The organism is Vibrio genomosp. F10 str. 9ZD137 (genome assembly GCF_049974785.1).
Classification (GTDB): domain Bacteria; phylum Pseudomonadota; class Gammaproteobacteria; order Enterobacterales; family Vibrionaceae; genus Vibrio.
This window is the reverse complement of record NZ_JBNGCJ010000854.1, coordinates 1-2,189: the sequence shown is the minus strand read 5'-3', so window position 1 is coordinate 2,189 and position 2,189 is coordinate 1. Positions and strand designations below refer to the sequence as shown.

Below are 2,189 nucleotides of genomic sequence, written 5' to 3'. Positions count from 1 at the left end.
CAGATTACCTAGCGGCAGCAGAAAGCGCTTACTGGCACTTAACCGAATACAACACTCAATACATCAATGATGGTGAAGAAAATATTATTGATGAATACTGTGCACTGGTCGCTGCTACCGAGCTTTTCCGCACGACAGATAAGCAAGAATACCTCGCAGAATCGAGAGCTTGGGCAAAGCGTTTGATCGCAAGACAGCACTCAGATGAGCACATCGAATATTTCTGGTCTGCAAACCAAGATGCATCACGACCATACTTCCATGCCGCTGAAGCGGGGCTTCCCGTTATTGCATTATGTGAATATCTTGACATAGAAACGGATAGCGAGTTTATCGAACAAATTAAGCACGTCATTCACCGAGCTTGTCAGTTTGAGATTGCTATATCCACTAAAGTGTCGAACCCATTTGGTTACCCAAGACAGTATGTGAAATCGGTCGACGGTGAGAAGCGTGATGCGTTTTTCGTGGCACAAAAAAATGAAAGTGGTTACTGGTGGCAAGGTGAAAATGCTCGATTAGGATCCTTGGCTAGCATGGCGTTTATGGCACAGCAACACATCGACGATAGCGCACTCAAACAGCAGCTTTCTGACTACGCACAAAACGCAATAAACTGGGTCGTTGGCCTTAACCCTTACAACATGTGCATGCTGGATGGTCACGGTCACAATAATCCAGATTACTTACCTCATTTAGGCTTTTTCAATGCCAAAGGCGGTGTATGCAATGGCATCACAGCAGGCTTTGATAACGAACAAGACATCGCCTTCAATCCCGACGGCCAAAAGGATGACATGCTACAAAACTGGCGCTGGGGAGAACAATGGATCCCACACGGAGCATGGTATTTATTCGCCATAATCAACCAATATAAGCACTTTGTTTCTAAAACGGGAGAGAAATAATATGACGCTTTTCTATGTTGGTATTGATGGTGGCGGTACGTCATGTCGTGCGCGTATTCGCACTCAAAGCGGCCAGTTTGTCGGAGAGGCAAAAAGTGGCAGTGCCAACATCCTGTTAGGGGTTGATGTCGCGATGTCCTCTATTATGCATGCCATTGAAGCTGCGGTTCAGCAAGGTGGGCTAACTGACGCCGACTACCCATCGATGCATGTCGGCTTAGCCCTTGCTGGTGCAGAACAAAAATCGGCTTGGCAGAACTTCATGGCACTGGAACACCCATTTGCCAGCATCACATTAAACACCGATGCGTACGGAGCTTGCGTCGGTGCTCATAACGGTAAAGACGGTGCGATCATGATTGGTGGCACGGGTTCTTGTGGCATCTTATTAAAAGATGGCCAGCAACATGTGGTTGGAGGTCGAGAGTTTCCCATTTCAGATCAAGGGGGAGGCGCGGTGATGGGTTTAAGGCTCATTCAACAAGTGCTTTTGACTCAAGATGGCATTCGCCCTGACACCGCACTATCTCAACATGTTATGTCGCATTTTAATAGCGACGTAGACCAAATTGTTGAATGGTCAAAGACCGCAATTCCAAAGGATTATGGTCAGTTTTCACCGGTTATTTTCCAGCTAGCAAACGAAGGCGATGAACTTGCCATCGAGATGCTCAGACAAACAGCCAACGATATAGAAATGTTCTTAATCGCACTGAACAAAAAGGGAGCAAATCAAATTTGCCTCATGGGAAGCATCGCACAGCGTATCGTTGCATGGTTGTCCCCCCCTGTTCAGCAGTGGATCGTTGAGCCACAGTTTGATGCTATCGAAGGGGCGTTAATGTTTGCTGGCAATACTAAGCACAACCTGTACTGAGGATCCACATGATGAGTTACCGCGTCGATTTAGCAGTACTTTCGGAGCAAAAACAGTTTTGCCGATTTGGACTTACGCTACACAATTTAAGTGATCAAGACATCAACAATTGGTCGTTCAATTTTATTATGGATCGGTTTATCCAGCCTGATAGTTTGTCCAATGGGGTATTGAATCAAATTGGCAGTTTCTGTGTGTTAACACCAAAACAAGAAACCCTCAAAGCGAATGCACACTTTTATTGTGAATTTAGCATCAACACTGCCCCACTTCGTTTTTATACCGATGGCCTTAAAGGTGCGGTGCTCATTGACGCCGAAACAGATGAGCACCATAGCGTTGCTATAACCCCTATCGCGCTGGCTTCACCACACAGAAAACGCGCTGACATGCCTGACGTGGCT

General features: G+C 46.3%; 2 protein-coding genes and 1 pseudogene. All 3 read left to right on the top strand.

All coding sequences use genetic code 11. The features are described 5' to 3' along the window. The coding region (locus tag ACP45E_RS19290; protein ID WP_198927765.1) for a glycoside hydrolase family 9 protein at positions 1-908 on the top strand (908 nt) is incomplete at its 5' end. Position 909: 1 nt separating this feature from the next. Next, positions 910-1,785: an N-acetylglucosamine kinase gene (locus tag ACP45E_RS19285; protein WP_017037201.1), complete on the top strand. Its 876-nt coding sequence runs from the start codon at positions 910-912 to the stop codon at positions 1,783-1,785. 11 nt (positions 1,786-1,796) lie between these two features. Beyond that, positions 1,797-2,189: pseudogene (locus tag ACP45E_RS19280) on the top strand (beta-N-acetylhexosaminidase); the annotation flags it as partial.